Raw genomic sequence first — 21,796 nt, forward strand, 5'->3', positions numbered from 1 at the left:
CGGGGGAGGAAAGTCCACGGGCCCCGTCGGTCACCGGGCGGCGCCGACGCGGGGACGGTGTCGGCGCCTCCGGGACCCGTGTCGACGCCTCCGGGCCGCCGGCTCACAGGGTGAGGAGGGTGCCCCATCCCTCCGCCCGGGCGACGGCGTCGGCCACGTGGGCGGCGGCGACGTCCAGCGCGGCGTGGCCGGTCGACTTGAACAGGGTGAGTTCGGCGTCGTCGCGCCGGCCGGGGCGGGTGCCGGCCAGTACCTGTCCGAGGAGCGTCACCCGCCGTCCGGGCGGGAGGTCCTGCAGTTCGTGGGCTCCGGAGGGGGGCGGGGTCGTGGCGGCGCCGGGCCACTCGGCGAAGAGGGCGGCGTCCCGGACGGTGTCGGCGTCCAGCTCGGGCCCGTGGGAGCCGCCCACCGAGCTGACGTGCGTCCCGGGGGCGAGCCATGAGCGACGGATCACCGGGCGCACGGCGCCGGTGCAGCAGAACACCGTGCCCGCCCCGCGTACGGCCTCCTCGACGCTCTCCGCGACCCGGCCGGCGGGATGGAGCGCGGCGGCGCTCCCGGCCCGCAGGGGATCGCGGCCCGCGACGGTGACGGGAGTCCCGGGATCCACGGCCGCGAGCAGCGCGATCTGGGCGCGCGCCTGGGCGCCCGTTCCGACGACGGCGACCCCGGTGACGTCCGGACGGGCCAGGGCGCGGGCGCTCAGGGTGGCGGTCGCCGCGGTACGGATCTCGGTGAGCGGCTCCGCGTCCATCAGGGCCAGCGGGCGGCCGTCGGTCTCGTCGAAGAGCGCGACGAGACCCCGGTGACTGCTGCGGCCGGGTCGCCCGGGGTCGGCGAACACGGAGACGAGCTTGGCCGCGAGCCCGAGACCGGGCACATGACCGGGCATCGCGCCGAGCAGGCCGTGCGGGGTGTGGGCGGCGATCCGCGGCGGTACGGAGACCTCGTCGCGGCCGATGGCGACGAGGGCCGTGGCCACGGCGTCCAGGACGCGGTGCGGATCGAGGGCGGCGCGCGTCCGCGCCCCGTCGAGGAAGAGGATCTCGCTCATGCCGGGCCTTCGGTGGAGGGAGAGGGGGAAGGGGGCGCGGGCCGGGACGGGGACACGGACCGGCCCGGCGTTCGTCCGGAGTCCTCGGCGGCCTCGTCGTCCTCGTCCTCCGGGACCCCGGAGGCCGCGGGGCCCATGAGGATCCGCGTCAGTTCGTCCGTCGCCTCGCGCAGCCGCTCCCGCAGGCCGGGAAACCGGGCCTCGCCGAAGTCCGGTCCCAGTCCGACCAGGGTGAGGGCGCAGACGGGCGCGCCCGGACGCGTGACCACGGCGCGGGCGAGCGAGGCGACCGGCTGTTCGTTGCGCCCGTACTCGACGGCGAATCCCGTGCGTTCGGCGTCCTCGATGTCGGCCAGCAGCCCGTCGGGCCCGTCCAGCGGATACCCGGACTCCTCCGCGGCGCGCAGGTAGGGGGCGCGGTCGGCCGGGGCGAGGGCGGCGACGAGGGCGAGCGGACCGGCGAACCGGTGAACGGGCAGCGCCTGGCCGTTCAGACTGCTGATCATCGCCAGACGGTCGGGACGTACGACGTCGATCACGCGGGACCGGTCGACCTCGGGCACCTGGAGGTTGACCATCATGCCGGTGCGCTCGGACAGCGCCGTGAGGACCGGCCGGGCGAGGGCTCCGAGCGAGTTCCTGGCCGCCGAGGACGACAGCTGCAGGACCGCGGGGCCGGGCAGGTAGCGGTCGTCGGCGCGCAGCACCCAGCCCCGCCGGACCAGGTCGACGAGCACGCGGTAGGCGGTCGCGCGGTGCAGGCCGACCTCCTCGGCGAGGTCGGTGAGGCGCGGCGGCCGGGACGCGCGGGCCACGGCCTCGACCAGGTCCAGGGCCTTGTCCACCGCGGTACGGGGTGCCGAGGGCAATCCGACCCCTCCTTGTGACGTCGTGAGATGCGAGCGTACGGTAACGCATGTTGCGCGAGACGATACGGATGTTACGTACAGCGTAACAAGATCGATCGAGCAGCCAACCGGTCCGGACAGAGCCGCTCCGGTCAGAGCTACCACTGAGGTGAAGATGACGGACGAGACTCCGGGCGCGCCGGCTCCGTACGCGCCCGCGGCGGCGGGAGCCGTCGCGGTGTACCGCGGCGCGACACTGTTCGACGGAACCGGGGCGCCGGCCCGCGGCTCGACGTCGATCGTGGTCGACGGCCCGGTCATCCGCGCCGTCGGCGACGACGCCGAGATCGCCGCGGACCTGCCCGCCGACGCCCAGGTCTTCGACCTCGAAGGCCGCTTCGTCGTCCCCGGTCTGATCGACTCCCACCAGCACATCGCGACGCCGCCCGACCGGCCCGCCGCCGAGGCGGTGCTGCGCCGGCTCGTCCACAGCGGGGTCACCGCCATCCGTGACATGGCCGACGACCTGCGCCAGGTGGGCGACCTCGCGCGGGCGACGCTCGTCGGGGAGATCCCCGGCCCCGACATCCGCTACGCCGCGCTGATGGCGGGACCCGGCTTCTTCGACGACCCGCGCACCCATCAGGTGTCCCAGGGCGAGACGCCCGGCGCCGTGCCGTGGATGCAGGCGGTCACGAAGGACACCGACCTGCGGATCGCCGTCGCCCTGGCACGCGGCACCCACGCCTGTGCGATCAAGGTGTACGCGGATCTCGACCACGGGACCGTCGCCGCGATCACCGAGGAGGCGCACCGCCAGGGCGTCCCCGTCTGGGCCCACGCCACCGTCTTCCCCGCCTCGCCCGGCCAGGTCGTCGCGGCGGGCGCGGACAGCGTCTCGCACGTCACGCTGCTCGCCTTCGAGGGCGCGGACGAGCCGCTGACCAGCTACAAGACCAAGCCGAAGGTCGACCACGAGCGCTTCGCCGCCGGTGACGACCCCCGGATCGAGGAGCTCTTCGCCCTGATGCGGCAGCGGGGCACGGTCCTCGACGCGACCGCGGGCATGTGGGCGAGCGAGGCCCTGGCGGGCGAGGGCCCCGAGGACGCGGCGCGGGCGGCGGCCAACACCGGACTCGCCGCCGTGCTCACCGCCCAGGCCCACCGTGCCGGTGTGGAGATCGCGACCGGCACGGACTACGAGACCGATGCCGGGGATCCCTTCCCCGCCCTGTACGACGAGTTGGCGTTCCTCGTGGAGCGCTGCGGGATGTCACCCGCGCAGGCGCTGCGCTCGGCCACGCTGATCGGTGCCCGCAGCGCCGGGGCCGAGGACGTCATGGGCAGCGTCGAGGCGGGCAAGCTCGCCAACTTCGTCGTCCTGGAGGACGATCCGCTGCGGGACATCGCGAACCTGCGCAGCGTCACCCTGACCGTCAAGCGCGGCCGGCGCTTCGAGCGCCGGGACTTCGAACGCACCGCCTCCGGCGCCGTGGGGCCCGAGGACGTTCAGGACCCCGGGGCCGAAGTGCCCGCCCCGGCCCGGCCCGTCGTGGAGACCGGCCCCGCAGAAGAGACCGGCCCCGCCGAAGAGGCCCGCCCCGCCGAGGAGACCCGATGACCGACCTTCCCATGATCATCAACGCGCTCGGGCAGCTCGACAACCCGAACGCTCCCCGGTCGGCCGAGGCCGCCGCGCAGCTGAACCCCTCCAGCGAGCAACTGACGGTCGACGCCCGCACCCTGGCGGACGCCCACGCCTCCGGCCTCACCGCCGTCAACATCACCCTCGGCTACACGATGGGCGATCTGCCGCCCTACGAGCACACGCTGCACGAGATCGCCGTCTGGGACGGCATCGTCCGGGACAACGCGGCCGACCTCCTCAAGGTGCGCACGGCCGCGGACATCCGCCGGGCCCGGGAGGAGCGCCGGATCGGCGTGATCTACGGCTTCCAGAACGCCGTCGCGGTCGGCGAGGACACCGGGCGCGTCGCCACGTTCGCCGACCTCGGCGTCCGGGTCGTCCAGCTCACGTACAACCAGGCCAATCACATCGGCGACGGCTCCATGGCGCCGCAGAACCGGGGGCTGACCGACTTCGGCCGGAGCGTCGTGGAGGCCCTCGACGAGCACCACCTCATGGTCGACCTCTCCCACAGCGGTGAACGCACGTGCCTGGAGGCCGCCAGGACCGCGCGCCGCCCGGTGTCGATCAACCACACCGGCTGCCGTGCGCTGGCCGACCTCCCGCGCAACAAGACGGACGAGGAACTGCGCCTGGTGGCCTCGCGCGGAGGCTTCGTGGGCATCTACTTCATGCCCTTCCTGAACGTGTCGGGTCACGCGACGGCCGCCGATGTCGTGGAGCACATCGTCCACGCGGTCGACGTGTGCGGCGAGGACCACGTCGGCATCGGCACCGACGGGACCGTGACGTCCATCGACGACCTCGACGCCTACCGCGCGCACCTCGCCGAGCACGTCGCCCTGCGGCGCCAGGCCGGTGTCGGCGCGGCGGGGGAGCGCGACGACACCCTGCCCTTCGTGCTCGACCTGCGCGGAGTGGACCAGTTCCGGGAGCTGATCCGGCTCCTGGAACGGCGCGGCTACACCTCGGAGCGCATCGAGAAGATCATGGGCGGGAACTTCCTGGACTACGCCGACCGGGTATGGGCCCCGGAGGTCTCCCGGTAGCCGCTCCCGGCCCCCGGTCTAGGCCCTGTCGTCACATTCCCGTCGTCGCCCGAAGGGCGGCCCTGCGGCGTCGTGGGGGTCCCCCCTGCTCGAGCGAAGCCGAGAGCTCGGGGGAGCGTGCTCTGGGGGTCCCCCCGGCCGAAGGCTGGGGGAGTGCCGGGCGGAAGTCCTCGTACTGGACGTACTTGGGCTTTCGCCCGGTGCGGCGAGTGGGGGTTCCCCCTGCTCGAAGAGCTTGGGGGAGTGCCGGCGTCGCGGGGCAGGCGGGAATTTGACGACAGGGCCTAGGCGGCCTCGCCCGTCGCGTCGCCGCTCGGTTCCGGAGCCGGCGACCGCGTGGCCTCCCCGGACGAGCCGCTCGGGGAAGGGGAGGGGGAGGAGGAAGGGGACGGGGAGCCGGACGTCCCGTCGGCCGGGACGGCGGGAGCGACGCGCGGAGGTGCCGCACTCGTCCGGGCGCTCGGCGAGGCGGCCGAGGGGGAGGGGGAAGGGGAGGGGGCCGCGATCGCGTCCTGGCGGGGCGGCCCGTCCTCGGTCCCGGTGGCGTCGGCCCGCCGGCCGGTGGCCGCGTCGGCCGTCGGCGGGGTCACGGGTCCGGCGACCGGGCCGGGCGGATCCGCGGCGGCGCTCTCGCGTCCCACGGGCGACGGCGCCGGGGCGCCGGTGGGCCGCTCCTCCACGCGTGACGCGCCCCGCCTGGCCGACACGTCCTTGTGCGCCTCGCGCGCCCCGTCCGGCAGGTGCAGCCAGGGTGCCGCCGAGTCGCCCCCGCTCACCAGGGCCGCGAGGGCCGTGGCGAAACAGACGCAGGACACCGCGACGACCCACCCCATGCTGCGGAGCCAGGAGCGCCGCCGTCCGCTCTCGTCGACGAACACGGCCCCCTCGCCGGGCGCGGCCCCTTGACCGGAGGCGGCCGCTTCCGTCCGGTTCCGTCCCGTGCGGGCCGAATTCCCCGTTGTCCCTGCCATGCACCGCTCCTTGACGATCCTTGCCGCAGGCCGCGTCCGGGCGACCGCGCGCCGATTCGGACGGCGACTCCGTGTTGATCCAGAGATACGAGGGCGATCACTGATCGACTCATTCCGACCGGATGTGACGCATCGGGGACTGGTTCGGTTCGAGGTGGCGACCGCCGAATCGAGTGTCACGGCGATCGAATCAGTTGTCGTGACGGCTGAATCGATCGTTCGAACTTGATTCTTCGCCGCATGCGTTCGTACTCTTGCCGAATCCGCTCGCCGGACACGGCGCCGACCGAGCTCGCCGATCGAGTTCACCGATCGAGTTCACCGACAGAGGAGCCCTTGATGGACCGCACCCGCCTGCAGCAGCTCCTGGCCCGTGAGAGTGCCGAGGCCGAGCGCCGCAACCCGCGGTCCAGGGCCGCGTACGAGCGCGCCGAGCACCTGTTCGGCCGGGTTCCGATGACGTGGATGAACAAGACCGCCGGAGCCTTCCCGCGCTATCTGGACAGCGCGCGCGGCGCCCGTGTCACCGACATCGACGGCCACGAGTACATCGACTTCTGTCTCGGCGACACCGGCGCGATGGCGGGTCACTCGCCCGAGGTGGTGGCCGAGGCCGTGCGGACCCGGTTCGCCGAGAGCGGCGGCGCCACCGCGATGCTGCCCACCGAGGACGCGGAATGGGTGGGCGCCGAACTGACCCGCCGCTTCGGGCTCGCGCGCTGGAGCTTCTCGCTGACGGCCACCGACGCCAACCGGTGGTCCATCCGCCTGGCCCGGGCGGTCACCGGCCGCCCGAAGATCCTGGTGAACAGCTACAGCTACCACGGCAGCGTCGACGAGTCGCTGATCGTCGTCGGCCCGGACGGCCACGGCACGGCCCGCCCCGGAAACGTCGGCGCCCCCTGCGACGTCACCCTCACCAGCCGCGTCGCGGAGTTCAACGACCTGGAGCAGCTGGAGCGCGAACTCGCCCACGGCGACGTCGCCGCCGTCCTCATGGAACCCGCGCTCACCAACATCGGCATCGTGCTGCCCGAGCCGGGCTACCTGGAGGGCGTCCGTGACCTGACGCGCCGGTACGGAACGCTGCTCATCAACGACGAGACGCACACCTTCTCCGCCGGCCCCGGTGGCTGCACCGCCGCATGGGGCCTGGAACCGGACATGCTCACCATCGGCAAGGCGATCGGCGGCGGGATCCCGGCCGGCGCGTACGGGCTCTCGGCCGAGCTCGCCGACAAGCTGCTCGGCCGCGCCGATCTGGACCTGGTCGACATGGGCGGCGTCGGCGGCACCCTCGCCGGGAACGCCCTCTCCACGGCGGCGACGCGGGCGACCCTGGAACACGTCCTCACCGACGCCGCGTTCGGCGCGATGGCGAAGCTCTCCGAGCGCTTCGAGGCCGGGGTGCGGGCGGGCATCGACGCCTGGGACCTGCCGTGGTCGGTGAGCCGGCTCGGAGCCCGGACGGAATACCGGTTCGCCGATCCCGCGCCGCGCACCGGAACGGAGTCGGCCGCGGCCGCCGACACCGAACTGGAGGACTTCCTCCACCTGTACCTCGCCAACCGGGGCATCCTGCTGACCCCGTTCCACAACATGGCGCTCATGTGCCCGGCGACCACCGAGCGGGACGTGGACCGGCACACCGAGGTCTTCGCCGCCGCCCTGGCCGAACTGGTCGGCTGAACCGCGCCGTTAACCTGGGACCGGTCAGCCGGAGAGGAACAGCGTGGACGAGATCGACCGGGCCATCCTGCGGGAACTGCAGATCGACGGCCGTATCGCCTATGCCGAACTCGGCCCCAGGGTCGGGCTGTCCGCGTCGGCGGCCCGCCAGCGCCTGCAACGCCTGCTCGACTCGCAGACGGTCCAGGTCGTCGGGGTCACCGACCCGATGGGCATGGGCGGGCAGGCGATGGCCCTGCTCGGCATCGCCGTGGACGGGGATCCACGAGCGGTCGCCGACGCGCTGGCCGAGCGGTCCGAGGTCGTCTACTCGGTGCTGACCTCCGGCGGCTTCGACCTGTTCGCCGAGGTCGTCTGCCCGGGACCGCGGGATCTGCTGGACTTCGTCAACGACGTCGTACGGCAGATCGAAGGCGTCCGGCAGGTGCAGTCGTTCCCCTACTTCGGGATCCACACGCACCGGTTCCTGTGGAACGTGGGCTGAGCGCCACCCCGCACCGGCCACCCCGCACCGGCCACCCCGCACCGGCCGTCGCGCACCGGCCGTACGACCGCCGTACGACGCGTCCCCGCCGCGGCTACCGGGCCGCGGCGCCGCGGGCCGCCTTCTTGCCGGGGGTCGAGATCCGCACCCCGAGCGGACGGGCCAGACCGATCACCCCTTCGTCCAGACGCTGCAGGTGGCGCAGGACCCGGCCCGTGACGCGGTCGTGGCGGGGCGAGTCCGGCGCCTCCGGCTCCAGCATGGCGGCGAGGCTCGAGCCGGTCTCCGCGACGCCGTCCTCGGCGTCGGCCGCCACCCGGGCGACGAGAACGTCGATGTTGTGACCGATCCGGTGGCCCGCCAGTTTGAGGCGGGGATCCGCGGCGACCGACCTGCTGTAGGGCAGGAGTTCGGCCGTCGCCGCGAGGGACCGCGCGTGATACGCGCACGTCTCCAGCAGGGCGACGATGTAGCGGGCGGTCTGACGGCGGGCGCGCCACGGAGTGATCGGGTGGGTCAGCGGTTTGGTGGAGGCCCGCAGCTTGTCCAGTGCCGTGTCCAGTTCGCGCGCCCTGTCCAGCAGGCCGAGGGCGATGCCGCCGCTCAGCTGCTCCACCGCCGCACCGCTGACGTCCCCGAGCCGGACGAGCGTGGCGGCGAGGAGCTCGTCGGTACGGCGGTCGGTCTGTACCGGAAGGACCACGAGGGCCGCGACCATCCCGCAGACGGCGCCGAGCGCCGTCTCCTCGATCCGCAGGACGAGCACCGCCGAACTGTAGGTGTTGAGCACCGTGTACAGCATCCCCAGCATCGCCGTCACGAAGAACGACATCAGGACGTACGACACGGGGGCGGTGAAGTACATGGCGAAGACGAACAGCAGAACCAGCGCGAACGCCGTCCAGGTATGGCTGCCCACCGCACCGGCCAGGACGACACCGGCGATCACGCCGAGGACCGTCCCCAGCAGACGGCGATAGCCCTTGACCAGGATCTCTCCGGTCGACGAGGTGTTCAGGAAGACCACCCAGCAGGTCAGCACCGCCCAGTACCACCGCTGCGGGGCGATCAGTTCCCCGCCGACGATGGCCAGGGTCGACCCGACCGAGACCTGTACCGCCGCCCGGGTCGTGGGCCGGTCCAGCCCCCTGGGGTGCGGCTCGTCCTGTTCCCCCTCGGCGGCGATGGAGATGTCCTCGGCGTCCAGTTCCTCACGGGAACGTTTCGTCTCGGGGGAGTCGTCGGACTCGTCCTGGGGACCGTCGAGCGCCAGCCGCAGTCCGAGGGCGGCGCGGGCCGCCTCGCCGATGCCGCGGAAGACGTCCTGCACGACCGCCGGGGCCTCGGGCAGGTTCTCCTCGTCCCGGTAACCGAGCAGCCGGTTGCGCAACTGGGCCACCCCGGAGCCGTCCGCACCGGAGGCCGGGCCGGCGACGAGCACCCCCAGTCCTTCGAGATCGCGGTGGAGCGTCGCGACGGTGTCGCCGCGCTCCTGGAGCCGGTCTCCCGGTTCGGGCAGCGGCGCGTGCGGCAGGTGCAGGGCGAGCGTGTCGGCCTGTTCGACGCTGCGCGCCGTGAGGATGAGGATGCCGAGCCGTTCGGCGGCGATCTCGGCCTCGGCGACCCGTCGCTGGAGCAGCGAGACGCTCGCGCCGGCGGAGGCCTTCTCGTCCAGGCGGTCCTGGATCATCAGCGCGCTCTCGTGCAGTCGTGCGGTGTGCAGCCGTACGTCGTCCAGGGCCTTCTCGACGTCGTCGGGACCGGCGTCGAGCAGGGCGATCTGGACGGAGACCAACTGGGCCACGCGAGCCCGGAACGCCTTGCGCAGCCGTTTCAGGATCCGCTCGGTCGACTCGGCGACCAGGACGAAACGCACCGCCGCACTGCAGGTGAAGGCGATGGCCAGCGTCGCCCACAGCTCGGGCAGGGAGGAGGCGGCGGCTCCGCCGAACAGGGACAGGAAGTAGATCTGGAAGCCGATCAGCCCGAGCGCCGTGGCGCGGTCGCCGTACCGGCGGCAGTAGACCGCGGCGAAGATCAGGGCGATGAAGCACACGTCGCTCGCGATCGTGTACGCGCTCAGCAGCGCGCCCAGCGACATCGCCACGAGCGCCACGAGCAGACCGAGCGCCAGGGTGACGGCCTGCTCGCCGCGGTGCTTCTCCTTGATGGAGAAGGTGGCGACCATGGCGCTCATGGCTCCGTTCACCATGTCGTTCGGACCGGCTCCGAAAGGGCCGAGGACGGCGAGGGTGAGGGCGATCGCGCCGACGGTCCGCAGTCCGGCCATGAGCCGCAGCAGGCCCGGGTCGGATGCCACGAACCGGTTCCAGACCGCCGCTCGGTTCGGCCGTGTCGGTGTCCTCACGCTGCCGTCGTTCCCTGCTCCCAGGACATGATCCGGTACTTCAGCATGGCACCATGCGGCGCCGCGTGCCGGACGGTGCCCGGCGGTCCGCGGGGGTGCGGTCGTGCGCGACCCCTTGTGGGAGCGCTCCCAAGAGGTCAGGATGCCGCTCATGAACCCATTGCCGGCCATTCGCGCCTACCGGCCCGCCGACCGCGCCGCCGTCGCCGACGTGTGCGTGAGCACCGCGGACCTCGGAGGGGACTCGCGCGCCCTGTATCCCGACGAGGAGCTGATGCCGACCCTTTTCGCCGCGCCCTACTGTCATCTCGAACCCGGCCTGGCCTTCGTCCTCGACGACGGGAGCGGACGGGCCGTCGGCTATGTGGTCGGCACGGGGGACACCGCGGAGTTCGTCGAGCGGTTCCGCGACACATGGATCCCGCGCGTCGCGCACCGCTATCCGGCGCCCACGACGCCACCTCGTACGCCCAGCGAGGAGATGGTCGAACTGCTGCACGCCCCCGAGCGCATGATCCTGCCCGAGCTCGACGGCTATCCGGCCCATCTGCACATCGACCTGCTGCCGGACTTCCAGCGGCGCGGCCACGGAAGGGCGCTGATGAACACCTTCCTCACCGCGCTGCACGACCGCGGGGTGCCGGCGGTCCACCTGGGCATGGTCACCGCGAACCGGCCCGCGCGGGCGTTCTACGACCGTCTCGGCTTCCACGAGATCCCCGTCGGCGACCCGGGACCGCTCACCTACCTGGGCAGGTCGACGGTGGTGGAGGAGCCCGCGTACGCCGGACGGCCACCGGCGGTGCCCGCCCCCGCGCCGGGGGATCCGCGTCCGTAGCCGCGTGAGGGAGGGGACGCGGTGGCGCGTGCGGCCGAGGCCGGGCGGACGGTACGAAGGAGAGAGGGCGCACCGGCCGGGTGCGCCCTCTCGTTCCGCGTGGGGGGAGCCGGGGGTGTTCGTCCACCGCCACGCTCCCGGGAGAGGCGCGGGCGCACCGGTTCCGGGGGACGGGGGTCGCCGGGACCGGTGCGGGCCGCGCGGACCTCAGCGCGTGGCCGCGGCCGTCTCCGGCGTGGCCGTGGGGCCGGTCCTGTCGTCTCCGGCGGCGCGGGCCGCCGGGATCACGGCGGCGACGGCCGCGGCCACCAGGGCGACGCAGCCGCCGACGACGAGGCCGGTGCGGAAGCCGCTCTCGGAGGTGAAGGTGTAGCCCGCCATGCTGGTCGTCATCTGGGCGAGGACGACGCCGACGACGGCCGATCCGACCGAGGTGCCCAGCGAACGCATCAGCGTGTTGAAGCCGTTGGCCGCGGCGGTCTCGGAGAGCGGGACCGAGCTCATGATCAGGGCCGGCATCGAGCCGTAGGCGAGGCCGACACCGCTGCTGGTGACCATGAGGGTCAGCATGAGACCCCAGGCCGAGCCCATGAGGACCAGCGACAGCCCGTAGCCGAGGGCGACGACGAGGACGCCGCAGACCAGTGTGAACTTCGGGCCGCGGGCGTCCGTCAGCTTCCCGCCGAGCGGGGAGACGAGCATCATCATGATGCCGCCGGGCGCCATCCACAGGCCCGCCGCGAGCATCGACTGGCCCAGACCGTAGCCGGTGGCCTCGGGGAACTGGAGCAGCTGCGGGATGATCAGCATGCTCGCGTACATGCTGAAGCCGACGAAGATCGAGGCGATGTTGGTGAGCAGGACCCGGGGGCGGGCGGTGGTGCGCAGGTCGACCAGCGGGTCCTTGGTGCGCAGTTCCCAGGTTCCCCAGGCGATCAGGACCGCGACGGCGGCGGCGAACAGCCCGAGCGTCGTCGCGGAACCCCAGCCCCAGTCGGCGCCCTTGGAGACGCCGAGGAGCAGACAGACCAGGCCGGCGCCGAGTCCGAGCGCGCCGAGGACGTCGAAGCGCTGACCCTTGGCGCCGGCCGGCACGTCCGGGACGAGGAACCAGATCAGCGTTCCGATCGCCAGGGCCAGCACGGCGGAGCCCCAGAAGAGGACGCGCCAGTTCGTGTACTGGGCGACCGCGGCGGCGATGGGCAGGCCGAGGCCGCCGCCGATGCCCATGGAGGCGCTGACCAGCGCGATGGAGGAGCTCAGCTTCTCCGTCGGCACCACGTCGCGCAGCAGGGCGATGCCGAGCGGCACGATGCCCATGCCCATGCCCTGGAGGCCTCGTCCGACGATCATCGGGGCGACGGACGAGGAGAGCGCGCACACGACCGAGCCCACCATGAGCGGGACGGAGCAGGCGAGCAGCATCCGCCGCTTGCCCACCAGGTCGCCCAGCCGGCCGGAGACCGGCACGCAGACGGCGGCGACCAGCAGGGTGACGGTGATGACCCAGGCGGAGTTCGCGGGGGTGGTGTGCAGGATCCGGGGCAGCTCGGCGATGAGCGGAGTGACCAGTGTCTGCATGATCGCCGCCACGGTGCCGGCGAAGGCGAGCGTGGCGACCACGCCTCCCGCTCGGGCGGAAGGCTGGGGGGCGTCCATGGGGGACTCCTCGGGTTCTGTCTGCAGGGCAAGGGATGTGCATCGTACATGTCCTATGTATCGCACATGCCTTGTGGCTCATGCATGTGATGTGGGGTGTGCATGTGGGTGTGGGACCATGGGGGCGGGCCGCACCGGCACGTGCGGAACGCGCGGCCCGGGCGACAGCGGGAGGCGGCAGGCGGATGGTCAGGCCCACACACGAGGTCGAGTACGAGCAGATGCTGCTCAGCCGTCACGGATGGATGAACCACCGGGGTGGCCGGACCAAGGACGGCGTCCTGGAGCGCAGCGCGTACATCCTGCTCAGCCGTATCCGGATCCAGGGGCCGATGTCGATCGGTGAACTGAGCGACGCCTTCGGGCTCGACGCCTCCACCCTCAACCGGCAGACCGCGGCGGCGATGCGCGCCGGGCTGGTCGAGCGCATCCCCGACCCCGACGGGGGCATGGCCCGCAAGTTCCGCATCACGGACGAGGGGTCACGGCTCCTCGACGAGGAGCGGCAGGGGCTCATCGGTGCCCTGGACCAGGTCATGGCGGACTGGCCGGAGGAGGACATCGCCGCCTTCGCCTCCTACCTGCGGCGTTTCAACACCGACATCGAGCGCATCGGGGGACGTCCCTGGCCGCGCCCATGACCTGGGCCGGCCGCAGTCGCACTCGGGGCCCGCGGCCGGCCGGACCGGCGGCAGGGCGGAAAACCCGGTGACGTGCCCGTGCGGCTCCTCCTAGGCTCACGTGCATGAACAACATCGGGGGACTGATCAATGTCGTGGACGTCGAGGCGACCTGCTGGGACGGAGAGCCTCCGCCCGGAGCGGTCAGCGAGATCATCGAGATCGGCCTGACGGTCGTCGACCTGGAGAAGGGCGTCCGGGTGGAGAAGCACCGCCTTCTGGTGCGGCCCGCGCGGTCGACCGTCAGCGACTTCTGCACCGAACTCACCGGGCTGACGCAGGACGAGGTCGGGCGGGGGCTCGAATTCGCCGAGGCCTGCCGCGAGTTGGCCGTGCGGCACCGTGCCGGTGAGCGGCCGTGGGCGAGCTGGGGCGACTACGACCGGCATCAGTTCACCCGTCAGTGCGCCGCGACGGCGACTCCGTACCCCTTCGGCCACCGGCACACCAACGCCAAGGCGGCCTTCACCACCGCTCACGGTCTTCGCAGACGGCCCGGGATGGCGCAGGCCCTGCGCATCGCCGGACTGCCTCTGGAGGGCAGGCACCACCGGGGCGAGGACGACGCGTGGAACATCGCCGCGCTCGTCCTCGGCCTGGCGGGGCGCGGGTCCTGGCCGGACTCTGACTGCCCGGTCGCCCCGACGCCGTCCCGCGGCGGATCCGGCCCCGGCCTCGGCGTCTAGCCGTTCTCGTCGGCCTCCCGGGCGGCCCGCTCCAGCCGGGCCCGGTAGTCCTCCCACCATGCCGGGCCGCCCGGCATCATGCTGTCGTTCTCCTCGTTCATCCCGACGGCCCCGTCCATGAGTTCGCGGATGATGTCGGCGTGCCCGGCGTGCCGCTGGGTGTCGGCGATCACGCGTACGACCGCGTGGTGCAACGTCACCTCGTCCTTCCCGGCGGGCCACCACGGCACCCGGCCGGTCGTCTCCAGCGGCAGCGCGTCGATCGTCGCGTCCGCGTGCGCCCATGCCCGGCGGTAGAGCCCCACGACGAACTCGCGTGACTCATCGGCGGTGGCCCACATGTCCCCGTTCGTCTCGCCCGCGTGTTCCAGCCAGGGCAGCGGCTCGCCGGACGGGCGTCCGAAGGTGTCGCCGAGATAGCCCAGTTCCACGGTCGCCACATGCTTGACCAGGCCGAGGAGGTTGGTCCCGGTCGGGGTGAACGGGCGGCGGACGTCGTACTCCGAAAGACCCTCGAGCTTCCACAGCAGGGCGTCACGGGCGGACTGCAGATAACAGTGGAGGTCGGCCTTGGGATCCGGTGAGGTCATGCCGCTCAGTGTGCCGTTCGGACTGTCTCCGGCCACCGTTTTCCGGTTTCCACGGCGCACCCCGGTCGAGTAGGGTCACTCGACGTGAACACCGGACCGGCGCCACGCCACACACAGAACGGCAATCCGGTGGAGGGCTGATCGCGCGGCGGGCGCGCCGAGGGCGCCCTCCCGGCCCGGCACGCGGACCTCCTGGTGCTTGTGCACCGCGAGTTCCCTTCCGTGTCGAGCAGAACCGAGGCCATCCTCATGACCGTCACCTTCAACCACACCATCATCGCGTCCAAGGACCGCCACGTATCGGCGGGCTTCTTCCGGGAGTTGCTGGAACTGCCGGAGGCGCCCTCCTGGGGACCGTTCACCAACGTCCAGCTCTCGGACGGCGTGCTGCTGCAGTTCGCCGAGCCCCCGGTGGACATCCAGATGCAGCACTACGCGTTCCTGGTCGACGACGAGCTGTTCGACCGCGCGTACCGGCGGCTCTGTGACCAGGGCGTCGAGCACTGGGCCGATCCCCGGATGCAGCGCCCGGGAGAGATCAACGACGAACACGGCGGCCGCGGCGTGTACTTCAAGGACCCGGCCGGCCACGCGATCGAGCTGATCACCCGCCCGTACCTGTAGCCGGCGCACCCGACCGGGCATCCGGCCGGGCAGCAGGGCAGCAGGGCAGCCGGGCGGCCGGGCGGCCGGGCGGACCGGTGCGCGGGGCGCGGTACGCCGGGACCCGCGCACCGGAGTGCGGCCGGTTCACCCTGACGGGTTGTTTTGTGGCGGGTTGTGGTGAACAGGGCGTGGATGTCGGTGCCTTGGGGAGAACCTGGGCGTACGCGAAACGCCGTCATCGAGGAGCGCCGCGTGTCCGATGTCGTCTTCACCGCGGATTTCGCCTCGTCCCGTCAATGGGTCGCGGGTCATTCCTGGGCCTATCCCGACGGCGGTCCGGTCAACCCGGACGACGGAAAGCTCGACCATCTGGTGAAGGACCCCGCCTACTGCCGGACGGGCCGTTTCCGGGCCACCCGACGACCGGACGGTGACTGGGACGCGGGCCTCCTCACCACCGAGGGCAGTGCGGACGGGTTCATGGTCCGTACGGGGGACGTGCTGGAGACGCGGGTCAAGCTGCCCACGGTGACCGGGGCCTGGCCGGCCGTCTGGACATGGCGGGACGGCGGTCAGGAGATCGACGTCTTCGAGTACCACCCCGACAACCCGGACCTGCTGGAACTGTCCAACCATGTGCGCAACACCCACCGTTACTACCGGAACCAGGCCATTTCTCCGGGTGCCTGGGTCGACCTCGTGGTCGAGTTCGGCGCCCACCGCGTCGTGTGGTGGGTCAACGGGGTCCGCGCCTTCGACGACCGGCGCGGAGTGGGCAGGTCCTGGCACGCCTATCTCATCGTCAACCTGTCCGTGTGCGCCGGGCGTTATCACCCACCACCGCCTCCCGAGGCCTCCGAGATGGACTTCGAGGTGGCCCGTCTGACGGTCCGCAGGCCGCGGACCGACGGGCCCTTCCCCGCGACGGCGGAGCGCGAGGCCGACCTCCTCGACTGACGCACGTCATGCGCCTCGCCGGGAACCGGTCCTCGGCGGGCGCATCCGCCGGGGCCCCCGGTCCGGAAGTACGGCATCAGAAGCGACGTCGCGCTCGTGCGCGTCGCGCCGACAGGTGCCGAGGGTCATGCCGAATCAGCAACCGGGGCGGGACGCCCCCGAGACCGCCTACGTCAGTCACGTCGGCGACTGCCGTACGTGCCGACGCGAGTCCGGACGCTGCCCGCAGGGCGCCCGTCTCTGGCGTTTCTACCAGGAGTGGCGCAACGGCTACCGGGCCCGGCCCGAGGACGCGGACTGACGGCGAGCCCGGCGTTCTCTAAGGGCTGTCTGCCCCGGCGTTCTCCGGCGGCCGTCGGGGCCGGACGGCCGGGGCGGGCCGGTCGCCGGTCTCCGGCCGGGGCCGACTCGCCGTCGGCCGCGGGGCGGTGCCCGGCCGGTCCTCGGGGTCCGGAGCGGGGGAGGCGGGGCGGCGGCCGCCGGACACGAGGCGTGCGGCGGACGCGGGAAGAGGAGCGCCCGTCGACGGATCCCAGCTGAGGATCCACTCGAAGTCGCGTTGCAGCCGACGGGCTTCGCTCCGGACGAGCGTCGGTATGTCGCCGCGTTCGGAGATCAGTTGGGCGTAGATCGGCGCATCGTGCACGTGGGGATCCTCGACTCGCTCTCGTGGTCTGACGTGCCTCGACGGTACGGCCGGCACGTGGTCGCAGCGGTCATCCGGCCAGCTCGGCCAGAACCGGTCAAGGTGTGACCAGTGGGTGCCGCCGAAGTCGAACGACATGCCAGGGAACGCCAGTTCTGTGCACACTTCCGACACATCCGGGACGACCGGATGTGTGACCGGCGGGCCGGGACGGGACGGGTCCGCGCGGCCGGACCGGAACCGGGACGGGGCGGGCCGGGGCGGCCGAGCGGGAGGCCGGGCCGGGATCGGCGCCCGGCCGCCCCGACGGACGTGCTCAGCCGTCATTTCGAGTACGCCGCGTGTCCTCGCCGTCGCGCTGCGGGGTGATGCGATGAAGGTCACGAAAATGTATCGGACATCTGGGACGTGGATCTTCACATCGGGTGCACAACATGGCTAAGTTGGCGACCTGGCCGCCCGATTCCCTCCGGCGAAGCTCGCCGGGCGGTGCGGCCTCCGCCGAATCCGGCCCGTCCTCGTGGCGGCTGGAGCCGGGGACCCACCGAACTTGGGGTGAATCGGCCAACTGTCTTACGGGACAGGGGCCGTAGGGCATACCTTCCGGAATCGTCCGCCCGAACCCGACAGCTAACCCGGTAGGCGGACGACGGAAGGAGCACCACTCCATGGCGCCGGAACGCACCCCGCCCAGCAGCGAAGAAGTCGCCCGACGGCTCTCGTCCCTCTACGACCAGGCGGAATTCGCCACCGGTAACTTCAACGGGACCCGTGCCTCGGCGAACTCCGCCCGTAGGTCGGGCCGAGGGGGTGCCGGTCAAGGAAGCGGGGTTTCCGACGCCGCCCGGGACGACCTGATGCGGCAGTGGTTCGACGGGGCGCGTTCCCGGATCGGACCCGTGGCGCCGGCCGTGCTCCCTGCCGACAGGCAGCCGAAGCGCGGTGGTGAGAGTGCCCGTCCGAAGGAGGGCGGGAAGGGATCCAAGGGGTCCTCGTCGGACCTTCCGACGGTGTACGAGCTGGAACAGATCATGCGGCCCGCCGCCGAGTTGACGGCTGCCCCGGTGCTGGAGCTGACCGCCGGTCCGGCTTCGGAACCGTCCGCGCGTCCCGTTCTGGAGCTGACGGCGGGTCCGGTGGCCGAGACCATGACCGGTCGCGCCCCGGCGGCACCGGGTCCCGGGGTGCCGGGCCGTGCGGCGCTCCCTGCGGGGGCCGCTCCGGCCGCCGCCGCATCGCAGAAGGCCGCGCTGCACGGCAGGAAGCAGAGCGCCCGACGCAAGCTCGCCGCCGCGCAGGAGCTGATGGCGCAGCACGCGGCACGGCAGAGCATGGCCGTCCCGCAGCAGGCGCAGGCGCCGGCGATCGAATACCGGCCGGCCCCGCAGACCGGCACGTTCCCGTCGGCCGCCCAGACGGGTTCGTTCCCGTCGGTCGCCCAGACCGGTACCTTCCCGTCGGCTGCTCAGACCGGTTCGTTCCCCTCGGTCGCTCAGACCGGTACCTTCCCGTCCGCCGCTCAGACCGGTGCCTTCCCGTCGGCCCCGCAGGCTGCGGCGTTCCAGGCGGCCCCGCAGACCGGCACGTTCCCGTCCGTCGCCCAGACGGGTTCGTTCCCGTCGGTCGCTCAGACGGGTTCGTTCCCGTCCGTCGCCCAGGCGCCCGCGTTCCAGGCGGCGCCCCAGCCCGCCCCGTACGAGGCGGTGCCCCAGGCGGCGCCCGCGTCCGAGGTCTTCGGGACGGGCTCCATGCCCCGGGCGTACGAGTCGGCGCCCCCCGCCGCCGAGTCCAAGGCGGTCATCCTGCCCCCCGGGTACGAAGCGCCGGCCCCGGCTCCCGAGTACAAGTCGGTGCTCCTGCCCCTCGAGCAGAAGCCGACCCGTCCCAGCGGTTACCGGCCTGCTCCGATGCCGCCGGTGAGCGAGCCGGCGCCGCAGCCGCCCGCGTACGAGACGGCGCCGCGTCCGGCCGCTTATCAGTCGGCCCCGATGCCGCCGATGAGCGAGCCGGCGCCCCAGCCTCCCGCGTACGGGTCCGCCGCCGGGGCGGCGTCCTACCCGTCGGCCCCCATGCCCCCGGCGAACGAGCCGGCGCCCCCGCCGGTCGACGACGCCTGGCGGCAGTCGTTGCGGCCGACCGGCAAGCAGCAGGCGTGGCCCGCCGCTCCCGGGGCCGTCGACACGAACCCGGGGTTCGACATCGACAGCCTCGTCGCTCCCGCCGCCCCGCCGGTCGTCGGGCACGACAGCAGGGCCGCGGAGGCGGTCGCCTTCGCCCGTGCGCAGGTCGGCAGGCCGTGCGTGTGGGGAGCGTCCGGACCCGGCTCGTACGACCCCTCCGGTCTGACCCAGGCGGCCTGGAAGAGCGCCGGGGTCAGGCTCCCCCGCGCGACGCAGGACCAGGCGCAGGCCGGCCAGGCGATCGCGCTCGCCGACCTCCAGCCCGGCGACCTGGTCTTCCTGCACGCCAACGTGAGTCACGTCGGTCTCTACGTCGGCGACGGCATGATGGTCCACGCGCCGAGTCCCGGGGCGCGGATCACCGAGGAGTCGATCGAGTACGCCGGGCCGGGAACCATCCACAGCGTCGTCCGTCCGGCCTGATTCCCGGCCCGCCGTCCGGGGGCGTACCGCCGTCCGTGGACGGCGGTCGCCCGCGGGGCGTCGCGACGGCGCGGAGTCAGAACTCCCGGTCGATCCCCGTGACGGCGGCGGGTCCCAGCGGGGCGTCGTCCGCGGACAGACCGCTGTCCCGCAGCGCGCCGGAGACGAGCCGCACGGCTTCGGCCTCGGCGCTTCTCCGGTCCGCCGCCTCGACCTCGAGCCGGACGGAGAACCTGTTGCCCTCGTCGACGGTCAGCAGGCTCAGCTCCTCGGTCTCGCCCAGGTCCGTGTTCTGCGGGTCCTGGGGGCGGAGCCTGCGCTCCACGTCGGCACGGGAGGCGTCCGAGAGGCCGTGGACGAAGGTCCCGGGAACGGTGATGACGTAGGTGGTCACAGGAACTCCTAGTGCGGCCGGCGCGCGGGCCGAGGTTCGGTCGGCTGTGTGATCGCCCGTATACCCCGCATTGTGCCGGGCACCCGGATCTTCTTCGCGTCGGCGGAGCCCGCCGTGGGGCGGCCGTGCCCCGCGGGGCACGCCGCCCGGTGATCGCGTGGCGATACCGTCGCCCCATGGCTGACGCTAGGTTGACCACCGCCTCGTACCTCGTCCTCGGCATCATCGACAAGCTGGGCGAGGCCAGCGCGTACGACGTGAAGGGGGAGGCGGCGCGGACGGTCGCGCCCTTCTGGTCGGTGCCGCACGCACAGGTGTACGCGCAGTGCGACCGTCTCCTCGACGCCGGACACCTGTCACAGGTGCGGCAGGAGAGCGGCCGCAACCGCAGGGTGCTGACGCTGACGGACCGGGGCAGGGCGGCCCTGCGGAGCTGGCTCGACGACCCCGCGTTCGTCCCGGTGGAGGCCCGTGAGCGCGGCATCCTCAAGCTGTGGTTCGGTGGCGAGCCCGACGTGCTCGGTCCCGTCCAGCTCGACGAGCACCGCCGGACCCTGGACGGGTACGAGGAACTCGCCGAGACCGTCGGTGAGTTGCTGACGCGCGGGCAGCGGGACGCGCTGGAGTTCGGGATCCGGTACGAGCGGATGATGATCGATTTCTGGGAATGGGTGCAGCGCCGGGAAGAGGACACGACAGACCGTTGACCCCGCCCGTGGACGGCCCTACCGTCTCGATAGTCCAAACGAGACTATCGATGGCCGGGTCGCGGCCACGGGCAGGGAGTCGTCGTGCGTCGTCCAACGGGCACCACCTGGCGCCGCCTCGCCGTCGTCGCCGTGTCGGCCGTGTGCGTGGGCTACGCGCCGATCGCGATGACCGAGCTGTGGCCGTACGCGCGCCCCGGCGCCCCGGCGTTCGGCGAGTGGATCCTGGCCCACGTGGTCTCGCCGCGTTACGTGGCCGACGCGCTGGCCACCCGGATCGGGCCGTACCGCCACAGCCTCGTGCCGATGATCGTGCACTCCGTGCTCGGTGGTGTGCTGATGCTGCTGGGCCCCGCGCAGGTGCTCACCGCCGTACGCCGGCGCGTGCGGCTCCACCGGGCGCTCGGGGTCCTCTTCGCGGTCACCGTGTACGCCTCGATGGCCGGCGCCGGGCTCTACCTGGCGCGCACGGCGCCCGAGGACGCCTTCAGCGGCGCCGCCTTCTGGATCGTGCTCGCGACCATCCTCGTGGGCACCGTGACGAGCGTGACGTTCGGTGTGCTCTCCGCCGTCGGAGGCTTCCCCGACCTGCACCAGCGCTGGATGCTGCTCTGCTACGGCTTCCTGCTGACCGCCCCGCTGCTCCGGTTCGAGTGGGGCGGCCTGCCGCTGCTCATGCCCGGACTCTCCATGGCCGAGATCAACCAGGTGGCCACCATGCACCTGGGCTCGGTCGTGGCGTTCGGCGCCCTGATCGCCTCGCGTTCCCTCGACCGGCGCAGGACGGTCGCCGGGGTGTCCGGGTCGTGGGCCCCCGTGCCCGTCCTGGCCCTCGCGCACCTGGCCGGAGCGGCCGCGCTGGCCTGGATCGCACGCGCCCTGCTGGACCACGGCACGCAGGGGCGACGGCTCCTGCTCGCCTATCTCCTGCCGTACGCCGTCACGTACGCGGTGACGGCTTCGCGCGCGAGGCGCGCCGGCCGTGAGGGCCGCCTCTGGGCGCGGGAGGAGTGGCGCCTGCACTGGGTGGCCCTGTGCCTGGCGCCGGTGCTGTCGGCCGGGGCCGCTCCGCTCCTCGAACGGTCGCTGGGGCTCGACGGCCTCACGGCGCCGGCCGCGGGAGCGGCGATCGGCTGCGGCATGACGGCGTTCGCGGCGACCCTGATGGTGAGCGTGCGCGTCATGTACGCCCGGGAGGTCCTCAAGAGGGCCCTGCCCGCCCCCGGTTCGGCCGGCCGCCTCTCGGCACCGGTCGCGTAGCCCCCGGCCTCTCCCGGCTCCTTCGCCCGCCTCGTCGTGCTCCCGTCCGGAACGGAATC

Annotated in this window: 21 protein-coding genes and 1 riboswitch; of the genes, 13 read left to right on the forward strand and 8 right to left on the reverse strand. The window is 72.8% G+C overall.

Annotated elements, in window-relative coordinates; all coding sequences use genetic code 11:
* Positions 1-103 precede the first annotated feature (103 nt).
* On the reverse strand, positions 104-1,054 hold the full coding sequence (locus ACICHK_RS36580) for an ornithine cyclodeaminase family protein (RefSeq protein WP_406840294.1): 951 nt from the start codon (positions 1,052-1,054) through the stop codon (positions 104-106).
* Complete coding sequence (locus ACICHK_RS36585; protein ID WP_406840295.1) at positions 1,051-1,923, reverse strand: IclR family transcriptional regulator; 873 nt, start codon at positions 1,921-1,923, stop codon at positions 1,051-1,053. The genes ACICHK_RS36580 and ACICHK_RS36585 overlap by 4 nt, the downstream gene beginning before the upstream one ends.
* A gap of 154 nt (positions 1,924-2,077) precedes the next feature.
* Here ACICHK_RS36585 and ACICHK_RS36590 point away from each other — a divergent pair, with 154 nt between their 5' ends.
* Positions 2,078-3,523: an amidohydrolase family protein gene (locus ACICHK_RS36590; protein ID WP_406840296.1), complete on the forward strand. Its 1,446-nt coding sequence runs from the start codon at positions 2,078-2,080 to the stop codon at positions 3,521-3,523.
* On the forward strand, positions 3,520-4,599 hold the full coding sequence (locus ACICHK_RS36595) for a dipeptidase (protein WP_406840297.1): 1,080 nt from the start codon (positions 3,520-3,522) through the stop codon (positions 4,597-4,599). The genes ACICHK_RS36590 and ACICHK_RS36595 overlap by 4 nt, the downstream gene beginning before the upstream one ends.
* Positions 4,600-4,883: 284 nt before the next feature.
* Here the strand turns inward: ACICHK_RS36595 and ACICHK_RS36600 are convergent, their stop codons facing one another.
* Positions 4,884-5,570, reverse strand: a complete 687-nt coding sequence (locus tag ACICHK_RS36600; RefSeq protein WP_406840298.1) for a hypothetical protein — start codon at positions 5,568-5,570, stop codon at positions 4,884-4,886.
* 339 nt (positions 5,571-5,909) lie between these two features.
* Here ACICHK_RS36600 and ACICHK_RS36605 point away from each other — a divergent pair, with 339 nt between their 5' ends.
* On the forward strand, positions 5,910-7,259 hold the full coding sequence (locus ACICHK_RS36605) for a transaminase (protein WP_406840299.1): 1,350 nt from the start codon (positions 5,910-5,912) through the stop codon (positions 7,257-7,259).
* A 43-nt stretch (positions 7,260-7,302) separates the two neighbouring features.
* A complete protein-coding gene (locus ACICHK_RS36610; protein ID WP_103553863.1) occupies positions 7,303-7,743 on the forward strand; it encodes an Lrp/AsnC family transcriptional regulator in 441 nt (146 codons plus the stop codon).
* Between the two features lie 94 nt (positions 7,744-7,837).
* Here the strand turns inward: ACICHK_RS36610 and ACICHK_RS36615 are convergent, their stop codons facing one another.
* Positions 7,838-10,033, reverse strand: coding sequence for an FUSC family protein (locus ACICHK_RS36615; RefSeq protein WP_406841418.1), 2,196 nt, complete (start codon positions 10,031-10,033; stop codon positions 7,838-7,840).
* A gap of 229 nt (positions 10,034-10,262) precedes the next feature.
* On the opposite strand from ACICHK_RS36615, the gene ACICHK_RS36620 reads away from it, so the two are divergent.
* Complete coding sequence (locus ACICHK_RS36620; protein WP_406840300.1) at positions 10,263-10,949, forward strand: GNAT family N-acetyltransferase; 687 nt, start codon at positions 10,263-10,265, stop codon at positions 10,947-10,949.
* Between the two features lie 207 nt (positions 10,950-11,156).
* On the opposite strand, the gene ACICHK_RS36625 is transcribed toward ACICHK_RS36620, so the two are convergent.
* A complete protein-coding gene (locus tag ACICHK_RS36625) occupies positions 11,157-12,608 on the reverse strand; it encodes an MFS transporter (RefSeq protein ID WP_406840301.1) in 1,452 nt (483 codons plus the stop codon).
* A 185-nt stretch (positions 12,609-12,793) separates the two neighbouring features.
* Here ACICHK_RS36625 and ACICHK_RS36630 point away from each other — a divergent pair, with 185 nt between their 5' ends.
* Both ACICHK_RS36630 and ACICHK_RS36635 read left to right on the forward strand, forming a co-directional pair.
* Positions 12,794-13,249 (forward strand): MarR family winged helix-turn-helix transcriptional regulator, encoded by a 456-nt coding sequence (locus ACICHK_RS36630; RefSeq protein WP_406840302.1) that lies wholly within the window; start codon positions 12,794-12,796, stop codon positions 13,247-13,249.
* Between the two features lie 104 nt (positions 13,250-13,353).
* Positions 13,354-13,974 (forward strand): exonuclease domain-containing protein, encoded by a 621-nt coding sequence (locus ACICHK_RS36635; RefSeq protein ID WP_406840303.1) that lies wholly within the window; start codon positions 13,354-13,356, stop codon positions 13,972-13,974.
* On the opposite strand, the gene ACICHK_RS36640 is transcribed toward ACICHK_RS36635, so the two are convergent.
* Positions 13,971-14,564 (reverse strand): DinB family protein, encoded by a 594-nt coding sequence (locus ACICHK_RS36640; protein ID WP_406840304.1) that lies wholly within the window; start codon positions 14,562-14,564, stop codon positions 13,971-13,973. The genes ACICHK_RS36635 and ACICHK_RS36640 overlap by 4 nt on opposite strands.
* Positions 14,565-14,813: 249 nt before the next feature.
* On the opposite strand from ACICHK_RS36640, the gene ACICHK_RS36645 reads away from it, so the two are divergent.
* The 3 genes from ACICHK_RS36645 to ACICHK_RS36655 all read left to right on the forward strand — a co-directional run bounded on the left by ACICHK_RS36645 (position 14,814) and on the right by ACICHK_RS36655 (position 16,428).
* The gene (locus ACICHK_RS36645; RefSeq protein WP_406841419.1) at positions 14,814-15,188 is read left to right on the forward strand and encodes a VOC family protein; all 375 of its coding nucleotides are present in this window, start codon (positions 14,814-14,816) and stop codon (positions 15,186-15,188) included.
* Positions 15,189-15,422: 234 nt separating this feature from the next.
* On the forward strand, positions 15,423-16,127 hold the full coding sequence (locus ACICHK_RS36650; protein ID WP_406840305.1) for a beta-glucanase: 705 nt from the start codon (positions 15,423-15,425) through the stop codon (positions 16,125-16,127).
* A gap of 127 nt (positions 16,128-16,254) precedes the next feature.
* Positions 16,255-16,428, forward strand: a complete 174-nt coding sequence (locus tag ACICHK_RS36655) for a hypothetical protein (protein WP_406840306.1) — start codon at positions 16,255-16,257, stop codon at positions 16,426-16,428.
* An 18-nt stretch (positions 16,429-16,446) separates the two neighbouring features.
* Here the strand turns inward: ACICHK_RS36655 and ACICHK_RS36660 are convergent, their stop codons facing one another.
* The gene (locus ACICHK_RS36660; RefSeq protein ID WP_406840307.1) at positions 16,447-16,773 is read right to left on the reverse strand and encodes a hypothetical protein; all 327 of its coding nucleotides are present in this window, start codon (positions 16,771-16,773) and stop codon (positions 16,447-16,449) included.
* 489 nt (positions 16,774-17,262) lie between these two features.
* A riboswitch (cyclic di-AMP (ydaO/yuaA leader) is annotated at positions 17,263-17,434 on the forward strand.
* 7 nt (positions 17,435-17,441) lie between these two features.
* Between ACICHK_RS36660 and ACICHK_RS36665 the strand changes: the two genes are divergently transcribed.
* Entirely contained in the window at positions 17,442-19,376 is a 1,935-nt protein-coding gene (locus tag ACICHK_RS36665; RefSeq protein WP_406840308.1) for an NlpC/P60 family protein, read from the forward strand.
* 76 nt (positions 19,377-19,452) lie between these two features.
* Here the strand turns inward: ACICHK_RS36665 and ACICHK_RS36670 are convergent, their stop codons facing one another.
* On the reverse strand, positions 19,453-19,770 hold the full coding sequence (locus ACICHK_RS36670) for a hypothetical protein (protein ID WP_151471833.1): 318 nt from the start codon (positions 19,768-19,770) through the stop codon (positions 19,453-19,455).
* A gap of 176 nt (positions 19,771-19,946) precedes the next feature.
* Here ACICHK_RS36670 and ACICHK_RS36675 point away from each other — a divergent pair, with 176 nt between their 5' ends.
* On the forward strand, positions 19,947-20,477 hold the full coding sequence (locus ACICHK_RS36675) for a helix-turn-helix transcriptional regulator (protein ID WP_406840309.1): 531 nt from the start codon (positions 19,947-19,949) through the stop codon (positions 20,475-20,477).
* A gap of 84 nt (positions 20,478-20,561) precedes the next feature.
* Positions 20,562-21,737 (forward strand): DUF2306 domain-containing protein, encoded by a 1,176-nt coding sequence (locus tag ACICHK_RS36680; protein WP_406840310.1) that lies wholly within the window; start codon positions 20,562-20,564, stop codon positions 21,735-21,737.
* Positions 21,738-21,796 lie beyond the last annotated feature (59 nt).

Origin of the sequence: Streptomyces sp. AHU1 (assembly GCF_045343905.1) — a bacterium.
GTDB lineage: Bacteria > Actinomycetota > Actinomycetes > Streptomycetales > Streptomycetaceae > Streptomyces > Streptomyces triticiradicis.